Source organism: Ferroplasma acidarmanus Fer1, assembly GCF_000152265.2.
GTDB classification, from domain to species: Archaea; Thermoplasmatota; Thermoplasmata; order Thermoplasmatales; family Thermoplasmataceae; genus Ferroplasma; species Ferroplasma acidiphilum.
The window spans coordinates 869089-886860 of sequence record NC_021592.1; the positions used below are offsets into that span (position 1 = coordinate 869089).

At 35.3% G+C, this 17772-nt stretch carries 20 protein-coding genes and 2 pseudogenes; 9 read left to right on the forward strand and 13 right to left on the reverse strand.

Translation table 11 applies throughout. The features are described from left to right. Nucleotides 1-90 precede the first annotated feature (90 nt). From FACI_RS10245 to FACI_RS04340, 8 genes and pseudogenes are all read right to left on the reverse strand, one after another. A complete protein-coding gene (locus FACI_RS10245; protein ID WP_009886906.1) occupies nt 91-267 on the reverse strand; it encodes a hypothetical protein in 177 nt (58 codons plus the stop codon). 378 nt (nt 268-645) lie between these two features. Further along, entirely contained in the window at nt 646-2751 is a 2106-nt protein-coding gene (metG, locus tag FACI_RS04310) for a methionine--tRNA ligase (RefSeq protein WP_048074166.1), read from the reverse strand. Nucleotides 2752-2785: 34 nt separating this feature from the next. Further along, complete coding sequence (locus FACI_RS04315) at nt 2786-3079, reverse strand: HPP family protein (RefSeq protein ID WP_048074046.1); 294 nt, start codon at nt 3077-3079, stop codon at nt 2786-2788. Between the two features lie 31 nt (nt 3080-3110). Beyond that, nucleotides 3111-3341 (reverse strand): annotated as a pseudogene (locus tag FACI_RS04320) (transposase); the annotation flags it as partial. 33 nt (nt 3342-3374) lie between these two features. Then, nucleotides 3375-3947: a transposase gene (locus FACI_RS10470; RefSeq protein WP_369678031.1), complete on the reverse strand. Its 573-nt coding sequence runs from the start codon at nt 3945-3947 to the stop codon at nt 3375-3377. Then, entirely contained in the window at nt 3839-4285 is a 447-nt protein-coding gene (locus tag FACI_RS10130; RefSeq protein WP_187288968.1) for a hypothetical protein, read from the reverse strand. The genes FACI_RS10470 and FACI_RS10130 overlap by 109 nt, the downstream gene beginning before the upstream one ends. A 403-nt stretch (nt 4286-4688) precedes the next feature. Further along, nucleotides 4689-6050 carry a transposase gene (locus tag FACI_RS04335; RefSeq protein WP_009886912.1) on the reverse strand — a complete coding sequence of 454 codons (1362 nt, stop codon included), beginning with the start codon at nt 6048-6050 and terminating at the stop codon, nt 4689-4691. A gap of 95 nt (nt 6051-6145) precedes the next feature. Then, nucleotides 6146-6931 (reverse strand): annotated as a pseudogene (locus FACI_RS04340) (IS256-like element ISFac8 family transposase); the annotation flags it as partial. A gap of 47 nt (nt 6932-6978) precedes the next feature. Between FACI_RS04340 and FACI_RS04345 the strand changes: the two are divergent. Further along, a complete protein-coding gene (locus FACI_RS04345) occupies nt 6979-7311 on the forward strand; it encodes a hypothetical protein (RefSeq protein WP_009886914.1) in 333 nt (110 codons plus the stop codon). On the opposite strand, the gene FACI_RS04350 is transcribed toward FACI_RS04345, so the two are convergent. After that, nucleotides 7294-8250, reverse strand: coding sequence for an NAD-dependent epimerase/dehydratase family protein (locus FACI_RS04350; RefSeq protein WP_009886915.1), 957 nt, complete (start codon nt 8248-8250; stop codon nt 7294-7296). The genes FACI_RS04345 and FACI_RS04350 overlap by 18 nt on opposite strands. A gap of 59 nt (nt 8251-8309) precedes the next feature. Between FACI_RS04350 and FACI_RS04355 the strand changes: the two genes are divergently transcribed. Genes FACI_RS04355 through FACI_RS04370 form a run of 4 tightly spaced genes read left to right on the forward strand, consistent with a single transcriptional unit; the run spans nt 8310 to nt 10397 of the window. Further along, entirely contained in the window at nt 8310-8507 is a 198-nt protein-coding gene (locus tag FACI_RS04355) for a DUF1059 domain-containing protein (protein WP_009886916.1), read from the forward strand. Then, complete coding sequence (gene hisS / locus FACI_RS04360; protein ID WP_009886917.1) at nt 8504-9793, forward strand: histidine--tRNA ligase; 1290 nt, start codon at nt 8504-8506, stop codon at nt 9791-9793. The genes FACI_RS04355 and hisS overlap by 4 nt, the downstream gene beginning before the upstream one ends. 56 nt (nt 9794-9849) lie before the next feature. Next, nucleotides 9850-10083 (forward strand): Lrp/AsnC family transcriptional regulator, encoded by a 234-nt coding sequence (locus tag FACI_RS04365; protein WP_009886918.1) that lies wholly within the window; start codon nt 9850-9852, stop codon nt 10081-10083. An 8-nt stretch (nt 10084-10091) separates the two neighbouring features. Further along, complete coding sequence (locus FACI_RS04370) at nt 10092-10397, forward strand: hypothetical protein (protein ID WP_009886919.1); 306 nt, start codon at nt 10092-10094, stop codon at nt 10395-10397. Here FACI_RS04370 and FACI_RS04375 read toward each other — a convergent pair whose 3' ends face one another. Then, nucleotides 10398-11435 carry an ion channel gene (locus tag FACI_RS04375; RefSeq protein ID WP_009886920.1) on the reverse strand — a complete coding sequence of 346 codons (1038 nt, stop codon included), beginning with the start codon at nt 11433-11435 and terminating at the stop codon, nt 10398-10400. Between the two features lie 161 nt (nt 11436-11596). Here FACI_RS04375 and guaA point away from each other — a divergent pair, with 161 nt between their 5' ends. Continuing rightward, entirely contained in the window at nt 11597-12517 is a 921-nt protein-coding gene (gene guaA, locus FACI_RS04380) for a glutamine-hydrolyzing GMP synthase (protein WP_009886921.1), read from the forward strand. Between the two features lie 43 nt (nt 12518-12560). Further along, nucleotides 12561-13160: a 30S ribosomal protein S2 gene (rpsB, locus tag FACI_RS04385; protein ID WP_373693799.1), complete on the forward strand. Its 600-nt coding sequence runs from the start codon at nt 12561-12563 to the stop codon at nt 13158-13160. Here the strand turns inward: rpsB and FACI_RS04390 are convergent. Both FACI_RS04390 and FACI_RS04395 read right to left on the reverse strand, forming a co-directional pair. Beyond that, a complete protein-coding gene (locus FACI_RS04390; RefSeq protein WP_009886923.1) occupies nt 13157-14023 on the reverse strand; it encodes a tRNA splicing endonuclease in 867 nt (288 codons plus the stop codon). The genes rpsB and FACI_RS04390 overlap by 4 nt on opposite strands. 8 nt (nt 14024-14031) lie before the next feature. Beyond that, nucleotides 14032-14529: a GTPase domain-containing protein gene (locus FACI_RS04395; protein ID WP_009886924.1), complete on the reverse strand. Its 498-nt coding sequence runs from the start codon at nt 14527-14529 to the stop codon at nt 14032-14034. 123 nt (nt 14530-14652) lie between these two features. Between FACI_RS04395 and FACI_RS04400 the strand changes: the two genes are divergently transcribed. Together FACI_RS04400 and FACI_RS04405 are read left to right on the forward strand one after the other, a co-directional pair. Beyond that, on the forward strand, nt 14653-15855 hold the full coding sequence (locus tag FACI_RS04400; protein ID WP_019841527.1) for an aminotransferase-like domain-containing protein: 1203 nt from the start codon (nt 14653-14655) through the stop codon (nt 15853-15855). Between the two features lie 42 nt (nt 15856-15897). After that, the gene (locus tag FACI_RS04405; protein WP_009886926.1) at nt 15898-16872 is read left to right on the forward strand and encodes a pantetheine-phosphate adenylyltransferase; all 975 of its coding nucleotides are present in this window, start codon (nt 15898-15900) and stop codon (nt 16870-16872) included. Here the strand turns inward: FACI_RS04405 and FACI_RS04410 are convergent. Continuing rightward, nucleotides 16869-17759, reverse strand: coding sequence for a DMT family transporter (locus FACI_RS04410; protein WP_009886927.1), 891 nt, complete (start codon nt 17757-17759; stop codon nt 16869-16871). The genes FACI_RS04405 and FACI_RS04410 overlap by 4 nt on opposite strands. Nucleotides 17760-17772: the final 13 nt, after the last annotated feature.

The window sequence follows — 17772 nt, forward strand, 5'->3', positions numbered from 1 at the left end:
CATCGTAAACTCAGTGGTTTTCTTTCTGGTAGAATGATTTGTAAAAACATGATTTAAAATCAGGTAATATTTAAAAAAAAATATTCAAATTTATTTTTTATAATTTGAATTGTGCTGTTTTGCTTCGTCTTCATCATTTTCATTTTTTAATTTCTGTTCCTTTTCAACATCTTTATTTTCTTTTTTTGTTTCCATTTCATTATGCTTATTTCGCAGTTTTGCTTCTTTTTCTGATTGCTTATTTTTATCCTTTTCTGTATAGTTCATTTTTTTACCTCTAATATATCTATTGTCGAGTCACATATATAGAAGCAGAAGCATTAATACAGTTTCATTATATAGTAAGTTAATTATTAACACATATAATAAATTTTAAATTATTTATTTTACTGAATTACAGACTCTCGGCAGGTCTCTAATAGTTATACAGAACATTATTAATTTATGAATGGACCGCATGATTGGTTGTGTATATAATTATGTGTAAATATAAACCTCTCTGTTATCAATGAATTTAATCATTAAATAACAGGAATAATATATCTTTTGAAAAAAATATACAACCTCACGGGAACTTCAAACCTCTGAGCTCTTCCCGTGCCATCATATTAATTTTTATAATATGGTTATTAAATATTGCATAAATTAAGCAATAGAAGCCTTATCCAGATTTTCAATAGATACGTTAACATCTTTCCCATTAAGCATTACCGGCAGGCTCTTTTCCTGCAATTTTGCTATTATATGGTGATCTGACACCGTGAATTCCATTTTCTGGAATTCTTTAAATGTAAGTGTTTCTTCACCATTGTACCGGTATTTTCCAAGGTTTGCAAAATCACCATCATTCCCTGTTGAAGAGATTACTTCCTTTGAATTCCCATTCCATATTGATAGAATAAGGCATTGGGATTCAACACCGCGTATCCTGGCTTTTTCAATGTTGGTAAGTATAAGTACCTGCTTCCCCTGAAGATCATCTTTTGTATAGTATTTCTTTAGATCAGAAACTGTCTGGTAAATTTTATCCCCATGAAGTTTTATGGAATAAAGTGAATCTGCGCCAGGATGGTCTTCTACGGAAACAATTGTGGCAAGCTGAATATCAAGTATATCTGGATTGGAGAAATCTATTTTTTCGAAGGGTATTGATCCCTTTTTAATATTAAATTTATTAATTTTGAGAACATCATTAAATGTTGCATTTTCTAAATTTTCCGAAACCCCGAATGTTTGCCATATGCTTTCAGATGCAGATGGTACATATGGATATAGCATTGCAGTGAGATACTGCCCTATTTTAAGCGATACATATAATTTTTCATTAAGTTTTTCCGTATCTTCCTTAATAAGTTTCCATGGTGCAGATTCTGTGAAGTAATTATTTGCTGCCATAACAATTTCCAGCCATATTGAAATGCCGCGTTTAATATGGATACCGGAAACCTCCATGCTGTATTCAGAAAATTTATCTTCAAGGAATTTCATCATTTCCATATCTTTCGTATCCATTGTTTCTGGCTCATGCGGTGATAAACCATTTTTTTTTATGAAGCTTTCTACCCTGTATATATAATTGCCATATTTGTCAATAAGTTCAGAGTTAACCTTAAGCTGGAATTCATTCATTGAAAAATCAGAGTCGCCGGTTTCAGGGAGTACAGATGCCATATAATAACGCAGAGAATTTTTATCCACAAATTTCAGCATCTCATCCACAGTGAACCCTATGCCCCTGCTTTTTGAGAATTTTTCCCCCTCAAATCTCAGATATTCATTGGCTGGAACATTATATGGCAGATTAAACCCTCCATGGGCAAGCAACATAGCAGGCCATATTATTGTGTGGAATGGTATGTTGTCCTTTCCAATAAAATAATATGATTTTATGTTTTTATCCATCCAGAATTCCTTCCAGTATTCTGGCTTTCCAGTTTCTTCAGAATAAACCCTGGCTCCAGTTATATAGCCTATCAGTGCTTCGAACCACACGTATATTTTTTTGTTTTCGTAGCCTTTTAAAGGTATTTTTACACCCCAGTCCAGATCCCTTGTTATTGCACGGGGATGTAGCCCTTCTCCTATAAAATTCTGTGTAAATTTCAGGACGTTTGGCCTCCAGTAAGTCTTTGAATCAATGAATTCGGACAGTTTTTCCTGGAGGGAGTCAAGTTTGAGGAAAAAATGGTCTGTTACCTTGAAAATAGGGCTATTTCCTGTCATTTTGCATACAGGGTTAATAAGTTCTATGGGATCGAGAGTCTGCCCACAGTTATCACACTGGTCCCCTCTGGCTTCCTTATATCCGCAATAGGGGCACTCGCCTTCTATATACCTGTCAGGCATGAATTTATTGATTTCAACGCAGAATGGTGATATCATATAGCGTTTTACAAGGTATCCTTTTTCCAGCAGGTTAATAAAAAATTCATCTACATCCTTTACATGTTCGGGGTCACTGGTTCTGGTAAACTTATCAAATATGATATCCAGTGAATTGAACGAATTTATCTGTTCAATATGATATTTATCCGCAATTTCCTGGGGTGGCACATGATTTTTTTCAGCACTGATTGTAATAGGAGTTCCATATTCATCACTTCCAGAGATAAATAGCACTTCATTTCCTGACATTCTATTAAATCTCACGAATATATCAGCACCTAAATATGCACCGGCTATGTGCCCCAGATGCAATGGCCCATTTGCGTAGGGAAGTGCACAGTTTACCAGAATCTTTTCCCGTTCCATTGTTGTGTAGTATACACTAAAATTTAAGTTTTTATTATCTATCCATTTTCTTAAATTCATCGTCAAATAGATATACAAATTTGTTCAGGAATTTATCAAAAATGATTATAAGGACCATTCCAGAAAAAAGGAATAATAAGGCAAATACATTTGCTTTTTCAAGGATGAAAACAACGGCTATCCCCATAGCCGGTGGATGCATTGCACGGGCCTCTACAAGGAGCATTGCAATTATAGTTTCCACTATTGCAAGGGTATAATATATCCCTATATAGGGTTCTATAAACGCACCGGCTATACCGATGGCCCCTGATATTATATAACTCACCACAAATGATTGTGTCCAGAATTCTGTGTATTTATAAAGGATACCGCTTCTGAAACATTTCCTTTATTTCATCCTTGCATTTATAGTATCCGTTCATCTTCCTGAATGCATGCTTTGAATTGTATTCTATTGACTTATAATAGAATACCTTCATTGCTGAATCTTCATCAGGGAATGATGATATTGTTTTTACCCTTCTCCTTACTTCTCCGTTAAATCTCTCTATGGCATTGGTAGATTTCAATGATTTCCTTATATTTACAGTGATCTGTTCCCCCAAAATTTGGACAGTTTTTTAGTGTAATATTGAGACACTTTCATTCCTCCTGCTTATATTAATTTTCCTGCTTTTCAATCTTCTCTCCTCCCTTTTCATTCTATCTTCCAGAAACTTATTCCTGAATTCTTCACTGATGTTCCATTGTTTTTCAAATTCTACAGGTGTTAAATAGCCTATAGAAGAATGTGGCCTGTAATTGTTGTAATCATTGAAGGCGTATTCCATTAATTCCTTAGCGTCTTCATAGCTTTCAAGGTCATTCTGCCATATATAATCAGTTTTCAATGAATTATGGAATGACTCTATATCCCCATTATCCTCAGGTGTTTGCTTTTTAATGTATTCATGTTTAATATTCAGTAACCTTACAGTATCTTTAAAGCTTTTAGCTATATACTGTGTTCCATTGTCTGTCCTCAGTACAAGATTACTAAGATTAGAATTACTGTACCTTATTGCATATGCCTCTTCTATTGGCTTTACACAAATGATAATATTATATCTGTCATAACTAAAGCAATTGATAGGCCAAAAACATAGCCGAGAGTTTCCGGGAAAAACTGTGGCAATATATATTTTACAAACGATGAAGAGCCATGTGTAATATCAAGTGAAGACATTATTATTGCTTCATATATATTGGATGAAAATAGTTCTATAAATGTGCCTGTGAATAAACTAAATCCACCAATCATATATTCAAATACATCCAGAGTTATATTGTTTTTAAGTATGGTGCTGAAGAAATGCCAGTAATTGTAAGAACCACTTTTTACAGTTCCGGAAGATGCTAAAGGGGCCGCAGGTTGTACAAACGTATATATAATTATCAAAATAAAAAATATGGAGTAATACATTATCATTGAAGAATAAAAATATTGAAGAAATAATGATTTCTTATTTTCATTTTTATTTTTTATCGACATTAGATTAAATTTATTATCATATTCGTTTTGCAAAAATTTCTTATTTTTTAAAATAAATAGCGAGTTAATTATGTTGGATATAAAAAATGATTTTATTATATCTCTTACAAGCAATAGTTTTAATAATTTATTTTTGCTTATTTTATATTTGTTAATTATCTCTAATTTAAATATATCCTCAGCTATACCATGACCTGTTAATGATTCAATTGAGTAATAGCAGAAAGAAATTAAAAACAATATAAGTAAGTTATATAATCCGTAATTTGTGTCGAATATATGTAGAAACCCCGGAATGAAATCTATTTTATATGCCAGGAAAAAACCTAGAAACGCATCCTTTATATGAAATATAGAGGCAATTAATGATGTTAATGAAATTAAAATCGTTTGTTCTGTAACCTTAACTCGGCACATTTTTAGGGAACAGCTCCGGTTTAAGTTCCAGGATTTCGGCAAGTTCCCTGACTTTCTTTGGTATCTCTGCCATTATAATTTTATCACCAATGTCAGTAAGGTATATCTTTGACAGCTGCAGAAGAGCATCCTTTACACTAATTTTATTGTTGATTTTCTTTTCCTTTAACAGTTTCAAGAGCCTGTAATATGCAATGAGAGATATGAAGGAAACAAATACATACCCTTTTAAAGTATCGTCACCCCTCAGGTATGGTGTATCCACCTGTAAAAGGTTCTTGAATACATCGAATGACTCTTCTATGTCATTCCTGAACTTGTATAATTCAAATATTGACTGCGGCTTTTCCCTTACATTGGTAATAAGTGCAATCTTTCCTGCCTTTTCAGGTGAATATAATGGTTTCTTTCCGGAGTCAACAAGCGAATAGTACTCATTCTCCTCCATGGCTCTGAGCATTATATCCTCGAATACATGAATATCATAGTTTTTTATTGTAGTGGAAGAGTATCTTATAGCCCTTTTTCTGAACATGAAGAAATTATCTCCATTTATGGAATAGTCAGGGAGCTTTGAATCCCTCTTCAATGGCGTTATAAAGTACAATCCATTCGTATCCATTTTACCAAAATTATTATCATCTATGAATCCACGGTCCATAACGAATAATGTTCCAGTATGGACTTCCTGTTCTGTCTTTCTTAATGTATCAATATCTGCAACACTTCCCGGTACCAGGCGAATATAGCATGGCTCATTCCTTAACCTTGAAAATCCCATAATGATCCTTATCATTGGAAGATTGATGTCATTGTTGTTATGCCCGAACTCAGCCATCCTTATTCCGGGTGAATAGGAGAATAAAGCTGATGTATCATATGCTATGATCTCATTCTTTTTCATCAGTTTCATATAGATACTCTTCTGCTTATCCTGATCCTGCCCTATGCGCTTTAACATAGCTGACAATGATTTTGGTGATAGTTCATGTATTGTTCTGGAGAGCCATGTTTTCTCTACCCATGATTTTATGGACTTCAATGGCATTGGAAATATTAGCCTGTTAAGGGAGAATGCAACGAGCTTCATATAATCATCAGGATATTCTTCCCTTAATAATGACAATACATCTTTCATAAGGGAGAACACAAGCTCCAGATGGCCAATCTCATATATTCCATGGATTGATACAATCTCTCTTACCTTTTTAGGATTCTCTATGTCACCATTAATTACCTTTCCAACATATTTGGAAACCTTGTGCCTTTTACTGTGTTCTGAATCCCATACCATGCTGCTTTCATATACGTAATTGTATTTCCCTACCTTTTTAATTTCCCTTGTCATGTTCTGTATATAGGGAACACATATAAGCAAATAAATCTTTCGCCAAATACTGGATAATAATTCAAATGTTCCCTAAATAAGCTCGGAGTTTAGGTTGCATCTACAGTTATTTCCTCAATATCTTTCTCCCTTACATTGGATTTTAATCCCCTTGCATAGTGTATTGTACATAGCTGGAATTCTGATCTGGGATATATTTCCATTACTTCCTCATCTAAATTCTTTATTCCATCTGCTACAATCAATAATGGCTCCTTTAATCCCCTGCTATAAAGGTCTTCCAATACATCCTTGTATGTATTATGTGATTCTTTAACTGTTAAATAGAATCCTAATACTTCGTATTCCCCTGTTTCTTTAATTCCTAAAGCAAATATAACAGGTTCTTTATCTACATTTCCCCTTCTTAAATAGAAGAATAATCCATCTAAGAATACTGCTATATACCTTTTGTCCAATGGCCTGTTAATAAATTTATAAACCTCTTCTATGGTTAAATCTGTTATTCTGGATATAGTAGATTTAGAATATTTATTCCCTAAAATATCCTCCATTATACCTGCTATTCTCCTTGTAGATATTCCATTGGAATACATTGATACTATAAGATCTTCCATTCCTATTGATCTGTTATATGGTTCTATTACCTGTGTATGGAAATTGCTATCCCTGTCTCTGGGAACATTTAATTGTTTTATTTCACCATACTTTGTCTTTAAATCCCTTTTGTATTTCCCATTCTTTATTCCTGGATTTTCCTCTAAATATGCATTTAACTCTATTTCCATTAATTTCTCTATTTTCTCCTTTATTGTTTGCTTGAGTATTTTATCTATATCTACATTCAAAAGAGCCGATATGTTTATATCTGTATTTTCCATATTTTGTTACCTCTCTGCTCAAAAGAGGTATCCTTTCCTGTTATTTAATGATTAAATTCATTGATAACAGGGGGGTTTATATTTACACAAAATTACATACACAACCCACAAATTTTGAAAGGCGTGATGATTTCTGTTCAGGTTCCATGAAAAGCAGAAAGCAACTGGAAGCAAAGGATGAAAAAACAATAAATTTAGCTATTGGAATGATGTATATATGCAGCAGGGATAAAAATAAAATTGTAAATGTTATGGTTATACCGATGAATATAGCAGGTATTATGCTGTTTCTAAGCCGTACTATACTCTTGCCAGGTTTCTCCATTGAAAATAGATATGTTAATAGTTTATCAACATGTTGCCTAATTTTTATTTTTTAGCTGATCTATTGTTTCCTGGACAGCCACATCAACGGATTCGTCACTGGTATACCTGCTCTTCCATCCTGTGGATAGGAGCTTATCTATAGCAAGGTGGGTAATTTTTATATCTCCCTTCCATCCCCTTCCATTTATTCCGCCTGTGAAACGGTATTTTACATTTTTGAGACCCATTCTCTTTACTACGTAATCGGCAATGGTTTTTACCGATGTTGTTTCACGATTTCCCAGATTAATGATATCAGTTTTCATGGATTTTTCATGGAAGTATATCATTGAATCCACACAATCTTTTACATGCATGTATGATTTTTTCTGTGTACCATCGCCCAGTATTTCTAGTTCGCCAGGATTTTTCAATAATTTATTTATAAAATCGTATATAACTCCATGTGTAGAATTTTTACCCACTATGTTTGCAAATCTGAAAATAGAACCTTTAAATCCGTAATAATGGGAGTAAGCTGTAATGAATCCTTCATTGGACATCTTGGATGCCCCGTATGATGATATGGGCATATAGGGCCCATAATTTTCCGGTGTAGGCATGATTGATGCTTCTCCGTACACAGTGGATGAGGATGCAAATAGTATATCTTTAACATCATATTTTCTCATGTATTCCAGGATGTTTTCCGTTGCAACAACGTTATTTTTAAAATCTTTTGTCGGGTCTTCGGAACCATACCTGACATCAGAGTTGGCTGCAAAGTGTATAACTGTGTCAATGCCCTTCAATGAACCGTAATCAAATGAAAGCAGATCTGTATTTATAAAATGGAAGTTTTTGTTTTCCATAAATTGTGTTATGAAACGATTCCCAACATGGTTATTTAGGTTGTCCAGTATTGTTATATTGTTGTCTGGCAATAGTTTTTCTACCATATTGGAACCTATGAATCCTGCTCCTCCTGTGATAAGTATGTTTTTCCCTTGCATGGATGTAGATAGCCTGATAAATAATAATTGTTTTTATATTAAAAATTAATAGGGTAGCTATGACATATTATTTCAAATGTAAAGATTTGGGATGGAATTGCTCATTCGAGAACCACGCAGAGAAAAGGGAGGACATATTTCCCAGGATAAGGATTCATTTCCATTATGCACATGCAACGAACGATATAGATGAGGAAACAATGAAAAAAATTGAATCCGTCATATATGAGGGTGAAGAATACAAAGGGAAAATATGAAAGTTGAGAAATTAAAGGGTTTCAGAGACCACTATCCGGAGGATATGGAAGTAAGGAATTACTTTTTCAAGAAAATTACAAACGCTGCTGAGAATTTTGGTTATCAGCTAATCGATTTTCCAAGCCTTGAACCCCTTGACCTGTACAGGCTAAAATCAGGTACAGAGATTGTCAACCAAACTTTTTCATTTACAGATAAAGGTGGCAGGGAAGTTACTATGATACCGGAAGCCACGCCTTCCACTGTCAGGTTGCTCACAGCAAGAAAAGACCTTCCAAGGCCTGTTAGATGGTATTCATTTCCAAAGGTATGGAGATATGAAGAACCACAGGAGGGGAGATTCAGAGAACATTACCAGTTCAATGCCGATGTGTTCGGGCTTGATTCTGAGGAAGCTGATGCTGAAATTGTTGGATTGGCTTCAAGCATTCTTGATTACCTTGGTTTATCCGGGGTATATGAAATTAACATTAATGACAGATTTTTGATGGAATATGTATTAAAGGACCTGAACATCGAAGATATCCCAGATGCGTTTTCAATAATAGACAAATACAAAAAAGTTGATAAAAGCTCATTCATTGAGGCATTCAAAGGCATAGGTGCCGGGGAAGATGAGATAAAAAAGATCCTTTCGCTTTTAGGCGAAAAAGTTGATATAGGTAATATGGAGAAAAAGATAAAAAGAGTAGTGAACAACTACGAAGAAATAAAACCCAGGATAGAGAGAATTAAAAAGACATTTGACCTTATCGGGCTCTATACTGAGAGCAAGATAAATTTTGATTTTTCCATAGTCAGGGGTTTATCATACTATACAGGAATTGTATTCGAAGCCTTCGATGTGAAAGGAGAATTAAGGGCAATACTCGGAGGGGGAAGGTACGATGGCCTTTCACAGTTATTTACACAGGAGAAAATTCCTGCTGCTGGATTTGCAATAGGGGATGCAGTAATAGAATTGCTTCTAAAAAGGCAGAATTTATGGTTAAAAAGAAATATTAAAGAATCGTACTATATATGCAACCTTTCATCAGAAAATGATGATTATATTATTAAAGTTGCCAGTGTAATCAGGAGCCTCAATAAAATCGCGGTTGTTGATATGACACACAGGAAGATTTCATCCCAGATGAAAAGTGCATCTGGCTTTGATTTTGCTGTCATCATAGGGGAACGGGAAATTGAAGAAAATACATTGACAGTAAAAAATATGCATAGTTCCGAACAGTCAACTATAGGATATGATGAATTTTTCCTTAAGCTCAGGAGTGGAAATAACTAAATAATTATAACATTTTTAATGGCAAAACTTATATTGAAAAATAGCTTTTACCATAAATGTCAGTTGCTTTTGTCCTTATAAGAGTTATCCCTGGAAAGGAACATGAAGTTTATGACCGGGTTTCTAAATTGAAGTATGTCACAGAAATACATCCGCTTCTTGGAGAATTTGATATTTTAGTGCGGATAGATACAGAAGACATGTCTGAAATAGGAAAACTGATAATACAGGACATAAGGTCTATAAGCGGCGTAGTAGATACAAAAACATTGGCGGAAATTAAATTATAGGTGATTGAATGACAGGTTTTTCATGGAATTGGGACGTTTTTTTGTTGGTTTTGCTGGCATTGCTGGCCCTATCACTGATCGTGTTTGGTGTTCTCACCGCATACTTCGGCAGCAACAAAAGCAGGATGGTTGGAGGCGGATTGCTGGTTGTAGGAATTTTAATCGGCATATTCGTTATTCTTGGTTCAGGAGATATTTTCAAAGTGAGCTTTATTACAAGGATTCTGGAACCGACGATATTTTATATTATTGCAGCGGTCATAGGAGTTGTTATAGGGCTCCTGGTATTTCTAGGGGCAATAATGAAGACATAATTATTTTAACAATCCTTTGATTTCGTTTTCTTCTGAAATAAAATAAATTACATTATTTTCTGCAAATTCATAATTATCCTCAACCGGAAAAATATAATTATCTTCACTGAACACTGATAAAATTATTATTTTTTTAAAAATTTTCTTGAAATCAAGGAGATTGTACCCGATGTACTTATCAGGTATTTTTACCGAGTAGATTTTTGGGCCATCGCCGGATGACAATAATCGAAGAACAAAATCAGGCAGTTTAGGATTCATTATAGATTTGGATATGACAAGGGCGCTCAGTTCATTCAGGGTAATAACTTCATCTGCGCCTGCACTTTTTGCATTTGTTACATTGTCTGAACTGGCTACCTGTGCTATTATTTCAGCAGATTTGTTTAGTTTTCTTATCTGGAATATATTCAGTATTGTTTTTGCGTCTATAAGATTCGGCGGAACGTTGGAGCTAAAATCCCCTGTAACAATAAAACGTTTGGCTTCTGAAGCATTTGCTTCTTCCAGGGTTTTTTCATCTGTTGGATCACCGGGGGTAAAAAATACATAATCCGATTTCACCGGGTTTTCCTTAAGGTTTGCAATTAGTACAAGTGAGTCTATTTTCAATTTTCTATTAAGATAGTTAAGAATAATATTTTTTGAATAATCGTTATAGTTGCATATTATTGTGTGATTTTTCATTCTTATACTCTTTATTTTGTGCTTTAATTTAACGTTTGTCATGTATGCAGCTGTAGATGCAGTTAAGGTGGTTACAGTGCCTATTCCAGCGAGCATGATTATTATGGCTATTATTCTGCCTGTTAAATTCACCGGAACTACATCCCCGTATCCAACTGTAGTTACAGTTTGAAATACAAACCATATAGCCAGTTGCGGGCTTTTTATCTGGCTTCCCAGGGTATTTATCTGTGAGATGTACTCGAGATATGAGCCTACAAGTACTATCATGATTAGAATTAATACAGTTTTAAAGACATTGGAACCTGTATACCTCTCAATTTTTATGAGGATACGCTTTAATATATTCATTTATAGTTTACCTAATCTATATCCATATAAAAAGTTACTTCAAATGTCAATATTTTTACCGGCCCGATACCTGAGCTAATATTATTATGGAATGATATTTTCTTAATACACTGCATAACTTCGTGTGTATAAAAATTAATAATATAACTATATTAGGTTGTATGGATGCTAAAAAATTTATCGAAGAAAGCAGGGAAATGATACTGTCAAAACTGCATGGGAAAGGAATTCTGGCCTGTTCTGGAGGGCAGGACAGCACCTTGCTATCCCTGATAGCAGCCCCTATAAAAAACATAGAAATAATATTTGTTGATACTGGCTTGCTGAGGTTAAATGAAGTTGACCGTGTTAAATCCCTTTTCGAAAAATTTGGTGTTAAATACAAATTAATTGATGCAAAAAAAATATTTCTTGATAATTTAAAGGGAGTTGTAGACCCTGAAACGAAGAGAAAAATTATTGGAAAAACCTTCATAGATGTTTTCAAGAAAGAAGCTGAGACTTTTGGAGCTACATATCTGCTTCAGGGGACTATAGCTCCTGATTGGATTGAAAGCGGTGGCGCTTCCAGGGATACTATTAAAAGCCACCATAATGTTGGTGGTTTGCCTGCAGATCTGGGATTCGAACTGATTGAGCCATTGAGAGACCTTTACAAGGATGAAGTGAGGGAGGTATCAAGATATTTCGGGCTTCCAGATGTTATGCCATTTCCGGGCCCGGGCCTTGCAATAAGGATTATAGGAGAAGTTACTGAACATAAACTGGAGATATTAAAGCAGGCAACGGATATACTTGAAAGGTCTGTAAATGAGAGGTACAGTGGTGAAAAGCCATGGCAATATTTCTGCGTGCTCCTGCCTGTAAAGACTACAGGTGTTCATGGAGACCAGCGCACATATGGTGAGACAATAGCCATTAGAATGATAGATACACTTGACGGGATGACCGGCACCTTTTCAAGGCCGGATTGGGAGCTGATCAGTGATATTTCTGTAAATATTACCGATGAAGTGCCTGAAATTAATAGAGTTGTTTATGATATTACAGACAAACCCCCTGCCACTATAGAATGGGAATAATTATATAATAATTTACAATTCAATAAAAAAGGTAATCATTATGATGGAAGAGCAATTACTAATACCGGAAGAAGAATATCAGAAATCCGGTATCCATATAGGGACACAGGTCAAATCAAAGGATATGGATAGGTACATATTCAAAATAAGAAATGATGGTTTATATATACTGGATATTAAAAAAACAAACCATGCGCTGATAGAAGCAGGCAAAATGCTGGCAAGGTACCAGCCCGAACAGATTCTTGTTGTGGCACAGAGGCAGTATGCATTTAAGCCGGTTGCAAAGTTCTCTGAAATAGTAGGCTCAAGTTCTATTATCGGGAGATTTATACCGGGAACGCTAACAAATCCAAATTTAAAGTCTTATTACAACGCAAAAGTAATACTGATAACAGATCCTTTAGCAGATACACAGGCAATGAAGGAAGCTATAAGGATAGGCATACCTGTAATATCACTCTGTGACGCAAACAACAAAACAGATTTTGTTGACCTTATTATTCCAACAAACAACAAGGGAAGGATGTCACTTGCAGTGATATACTGGCTGCTTTCAAGGGAAATCTTGAAAAATAGGGGAGATATAAAATCATACGACGAAATGAAAGCTAAGGTAGATGATTTCGAAGTACAGATCTAAATATCCCTTAATCTTTCTATATAAATATATTTTAAATCATCGCCTATAAACCCAGCAATCAGGGTTTTTTTCCTCACACTGGTGGACAATCTTATTGCCCTGCTTATTTTATACCATTTCTCAGAAGTCATAAGGCTAACAAGAAATTCTGCATGGTTTTCCATAGAATCTGAATAAATCCTGAAATTCTGCCCGTATTTAAATCCACTTTTGACAATAAAATGCCTTTTTATAAGATCCCTGTAAAGCTTATCCTCATCTGTTTTTAATTCTCCAGAAATATAATTTGCTTCAAACTGGTTGAGTATTTTGACACCCATGAATTCCTGCCCGAACCATTCGGGATGGCTGTTTGTTGTGTAATATATGTTATTCAATTTTTCAGGATTTCCTATGGAAATATCTGAATCTGCGTTCCCCTCCGGATCAATAAAATCTGCCCTGAAGTATGTTATGCTTTTTTCTTCATCAACGGTTATGAATATTGCAGGCAGATCCACATAGAGGCTTGAGAAGTCTATTAAATCGCCTTCCTTGATAAGTATAACAGGTATGCCGTATTCTCCGCCGGGTTTTTTGTAGAAAAACTTATTTCCATCCCTTTTTACAATTAGCCCTTTCCCTTTTAAAATAGAATATACAAAATAGATGTAAAGGTCTTCGCTGAACACACTGCTTATAACCTGCGGCAATCCCATTTCCGGTTCCGGCATTATTTTTCCTTTCATATACAGGTATATGCATTCACAGGGATCCAGTTCCAGCACATTAGCCCTCATCTTTCCAACATGGTATTTATTGATTATCTGTGAAATATCCATGCCAGACAAAACAAAATGTGTGTTTCTGCATACGATTTCCATGCATGGTATTATTTACTCGGATTATAAATTTTTGCCAGAGCATAACCTATAACATCGTTTAAAATGCCTGAAAAATCATCATGGCTACTGTAAATAAAGTATATTGATCCGTACTTGTCCGCAAGTTTTGATATTTCAGGTTCCCAGAACTCTGATGCATACCTCATATCTGATTTGGTAGCAATAATAAATACTTCCATATCCGGAAACTCGCTTAGAAATTTGCCTGCATCCTGCAAGCTTTCCATATCGGTAATATCCACAACAAACAATACGAATGTTGATTTGGAAAGAAATTTGTCATTCAGTGTTTCATATGGCATTTCAAGGAATAAAAGGTCTATATCATAATCCTCGGACATAAAATTTGTATTTACTTTCTTCCTGATAAACCCCCTGCTACTTATCTGTGTGGCCGTATTGTAAACAGCCCTGGAAACTATAGAACTTTTTCCAGAATTTTTTTTGCCTGTAACCGTAACTTTCCAGATCAGCTTCTGAACCATTAGGGTTTGAATTAAGAACCATTATAAAACATTTTTTAATTTTCAGGTAACACTCTGCTTTCGTGTATCCCTATTATTTTATTCCACTGAATAATTTTAAATATTCAGGTTATATTATATATTATGGAGTTTCAATTTTCTAATAAGATGAAAAATATAAAGTCCTCTGAAATCAGGGAGCTTTTAAAATATATCCATATGCCCGGCATGATATCCTTCGGCGGTGGGCTTCCTAACCCAGAAAGCTTCCCAGGCGAAGAGTTAAGGAATATACTTGATGATATAATGGAGAACTATGTTTCTTCTGCATTGCAATATGGCCAGACCAACGGGCTCCCGGAGCTTAAGGAACAGCTGGCTGCATACCTGAAAAGTGATGAAAACATAAATGTTGACCCGGAGAATATATTGCTTACAACAGGGTCACAGCAGGCACTGTATGCACTGCCTTTAATATTCGCGAATGAGGGTGATTATGTCATAACAGAAGCGCCAACATATGTGGGAATGCTGTCTTCATTGACTGCCAGTGGAATCAGGTCTCAATCTGTAAGCATGGATGATAACGGGATGATAACGGACGAGCTGGAAGAGAAAATTAAGTCGATGAAATCAAAAGGAGTTATGCCAAAATTCATTTACACAATACCAACTTTCCAGAACCCTGCTGGATATACTATGCCGCTTGACAGGAGAAAGCATCTTCTGGAGCTTGCACAGCAGTATAACATCCCGGTAATAGAGGACAATCCATACGGAGACCTGAGATATTCCGGAAAAAAATTGCCCACGTTGAAAAGCCTTGATACAAATGATATGGTTACATATCTTGGAACATTTTCAAAAATAATGGCGCCCGGGCTTAGAACTGGATTTACTGTTTCCCAGCCTGAAGTCCTCGGTGAATTTAACAAATTAAAGCAGTCACTTGACCTGGCATCCGATTCACTTTCCCAGTATATAGCCTATGAATATATCAGGAAAGGCATAATATATAAGCAGATACCTAAAACAATTGAACTGTACAGGAGAAAGAGGGACATAATGCTCGAAGCACTTGATGATGAAATGAGTGATGCCACATGGTCCAGGCCTGAAGGCGGGATGTTTCTCTGGGTAAAACTTAACAAGGATATGGATGCCTTAAAAATGCTGAAAAGGGCTATAAACAATAAAATAGCATACGTTACCGGGTCAGCTTTTTACCACAATAATCCGGAAATGAATACCATGCGCCTGAATTTCACATATTCCAGCGATGAAGACCTTAAGGAAGGCGTTAAAAGGCTGGCAAAAACCATTAAAGAGGAAAAACAATCCCTTTAACTTTTTACTTAATATTTTATAATAATTTCTTATTTACTTATAATGATAACACTTGTGGGCGGCACATTTAATAGATTTCATAAAGGGCATGAACAGCTTCTTCTTGCGGCATATAATACAGGAAATAGGGTAATGATAGGCGTAACTTCTGATGAATATGCCCGTAAGCATAAAAATATAGTGATTTCCTATAAAAGGAGAAAGGCGAGGGTTGAGAAGTTTATGCAGAAATTTACTGATAATTATGAAATCCATCCTCTTGATTCCATGTTTGGAAATACGCTTGATGTGAAAGATGCCATACTGGTGGTTTCACCGGAAACACATGCAGGTGCAATAAGAATTAATGAACAGCGCTTATCTATGGGCAAAAATCCACTGCATATTGTTAAAATACCCTTTACACTTGGGGAGGATTTATTCCCGATCAGCTCAACCAGGATAATTAAGGGAGAAATAACTGTAACCGGCAAAAGGAAAACACCGGTAACGATAGCGATTTCCACCGGAAATGAATTGAAACTGGAGGCAACGGAAAAGTTTATCAAAACTATCATGAAAAATTACAGGATAACAAGGAATACAGAATATGCAACGGGAAGTGAACAACCTTTTGGAAGTGATACAATACGTTTTGCAACAGATAGGGCAATGTACGGATTAAAAGATAATGATTACTCAATAGGAATCGAATCGGGAATCTTTTACAATCCTGTTAATAATATGTATTATGACCTGCATTACTGCGTGGTAATAGACAGATATAGTGTGATAACCACGGGTTTTGGCTCCGGGTTCCAGATGCCTGATCAGGTTATAGATGCCATTAAAAATGGCACCAGTACCAATGAATTTGTGGAAACTGAGTATGGTATTAAGAAAATCGGGCATGGCATAGGAATATCCGGGCTTATTTCAGAAGATTCTGTAACCAGGGCTACACTTGTATACGAGTCGGTAAGAAATGCATTTATCCCGAGAATGAGGCCGGATATTTATTGCCGGCGTTTTGATTAGGAAACAGGCTTTGCAGATGCTTTAATTTTTGTTCCACGAGCCGAGAAATATATTCCGATTCCGACAAGCGCCAGCCCTATGATTTCGTAAGATGATGGAATTTCGTCCAATATTATTACGCCAAATACCACAGATAATGCAGGAACAAGGAAAAGAAATGATGAAATTGTAGATACGCCATATTTTCTATTTAAATGAAGAAAGGCGAAATATGCCACAGCGGTACCGGGAATGGATATTATAAGTACAAGCAATATCAATAGGAGGGAAGGTTCAAAAATGGATATGCTTGGGGTAGCAATTCCGGCTATAAGCAGGGATGGCAACAATGCAAATCCGAACTGGAAAAAATTAGTCGTTTCCCTATCCTTTTTCACATGGTATTTCATAAAGTATATTGTACCAACAGACCACACTATGGCACCGAGCAGGGCGATTATAATTCCAGGCTTGAACCCGGAAAGGAGTGAATTGGAAAATATTACGAGCAAACCGGCAAACCCGATTCCAATTCCAAGAAATACATACTTATTATACTGTTCCTTGAGAAATATTATAGCCATCAATGTTGATATTATCGGGTATGTGTATATTATGATTGAAGTTAATGATGAGGATATTGTAGTTTCAGCAAGGAACCACAATTCCATCCATATCAACACATTTAACAGTGAAAGAATAAAAAGAGGGACTATTTCATCCTTTGTAATCCTGAGGTGCAATTTTGGGCGGAATATTATATAGATGAATATAAATGAAAATAATATCCTATAAAATAATAGTGTAAATGGCCCTGTATAATTAAGGGCTATTTTTATAACCGGATAATTAATAGACCATGAAATTACCATAATGGCAAATAATAGTATATCACCCTGTTTGCCCATATTCCACACATTA